The sequence below is a fragment of the Mesorhizobium sp. M5C.F.Ca.IN.020.32.2.1 genome, from assembly GCF_004023105.1.
Classification (GTDB): domain Bacteria; phylum Pseudomonadota; class Alphaproteobacteria; order Rhizobiales; family Rhizobiaceae; genus Mesorhizobium; species Mesorhizobium wenxiniae.
Window position 1 is genome coordinate 1 of record NZ_RZSX01001170.1, and the last position, 1,565, is coordinate 1,565.

Here is a 1,565-nt window from a genome sequence, read left to right on the forward strand (position 1 = left end):
GGTCTTTTCTTTCCCGCCTCTGCCTCTTCCGACACAGCGGCTGGTTTCATTGTGGCTTTGGATGTGGCTGGCTTCGGCCGTCGCGGAGCGATCGGAAAGTCAGAGACGGACAGTTTGCCTGGTTTAGACATTTCCCACCTTTTCTCGGTTTGCCGCGAGATGCCGATCGAGCTCGGCCACAAACGCCGTGACCTCCGCGCGACCCTTCATGACCGGGTCCGTCAGCTCAAGCATCTGCAAGGTGCCGAGGCCATTGCGGACTTCGCGGTAGCAATTTCGTTCAGTGAGCTCGGTCTCCATCAAGGTCGACTCATAGCCATTGTCGCGAAGATTGGCGATGAACGGACGGATCAGCCTGTAAGCCTCGAGAACGCGGCCCGGAAGGGCGATGCGCGTCACCACGTTGACGTGCGGAATCGTACGCCCCTCCCTGTCGCCAATATCCGCCGTGATGGTGGCGGCTTCGCCGGCCGCCTTGATTTCATCCTGGTTCGGCTGAATTGGCGTCAGCACCAGGTCGGAGTTGCGGATGATCGTATCGCGGATAACGCTGTCGATGCCCGGTGAGTCCATCAGGATTACGTCATAGACCCCGTCTTGTTCCGCAAGCACGGTTTCAATGCTTCGCTGCGTTGCCGCGCTGTGCAGCTCGATGTTGGCCGGAAGATTGCCCTTGGCCTCACATCGCTTCCACCATTCGGCGAGGTTCTGGCGCGGATCGGCGTCGATCAGAAGAACCCTCTTTCCTTGAATAGCGTACTCGCCGGCAACGAGGATAATGACCGTCGTCTTGCCGGCGCCGCCTTTTCCGCTGATCGCGCAAATCCTTCGAGGCATGTCTGATCCCTCTTTTGCCGACCTACAGCCGCACGCAGCAGGCCGTGGGCACGCTCATGCCTCCTCTTGGGCGTGAGCACTTGGTTTCGCATGGCGTTTTTACACCATGCGATCATGCCTCACTATCCCAGGGTGTGATACATCGATCACATCTTGCTTTCACATTGTAACGCCATGGCATGTGAACACATCGTGTGAATAAGTCGTGTGAAAAGGGATCAACCCGCGCGCTGCCGTTTGAGCCATCCTGGAAGTCTCCACAGTCGCCCAATTTCCCTTGTTGACCGATGAAGTCGGCACCGACCTTCCCGCTCGCCTCCTATTGTGGTGAACCCCGGAGCCGCGCGAAGGCCGTCTGTGACGCTCGCACGCAGTCTGCAAGGGCGAAGAGCGGAGCGTCCCTTGCGGACGAGTACGAGGGGCACACAAAGGCCGACAAAGCGGTGCTGGAGGTGAACCCTGGAGAGCGTTTTAGCGTTTGAAGGGCAGGGGCGAAGGCCCTGCCAATCGTTTCAATAAGGACGAGCGTGTTTGGTTCCGCTCGTCGATTTTCTCCCATTAAGTGCGAATTTCACCTCCATTGAGAGTGGCAGGATACGGAAAAATGTGCGACATTTTTCCTGACGATCGAGGAACAAGCCCTCGATGCCTGCCGCAAGCGCCAGAGAGAGGGGCTCAAGGCCAATGGATGACGTGAAACTCGAGGTCCGGCTCGAGCCGGACCGGAA

General features: G+C 58.3%; 2 protein-coding genes. Both read right to left on the reverse strand.

Annotated features, from left to right (window positions below; genetic code table 11):
• Positions 1-123: 123 nt before the first annotated feature.
• Positions 124-837: a ParA family protein gene (locus tag EOA86_RS34035; protein WP_128345543.1), complete on the reverse strand. Its 714-nt coding sequence runs from the start codon at positions 835-837 to the stop codon at positions 124-126.
• 512 nt (positions 838-1,349) lie between these two features.
• Positions 1,350-1,565, reverse strand: a 216-nt coding sequence (locus EOA86_RS39730; protein WP_206630217.1) for a hypothetical protein, incomplete at its 5' end; no start/stop codon positions are given.

What these genes read in the sequence shown, in the direction of transcription:
- EOA86_RS34035 (WP_128345543.1), bottom strand. Translation starts at nt 837, where the DNA reads ATGCCTCGAAGGATTTGCGCGATCAGCGGAAAAGGCGGCGCCGGCAAG.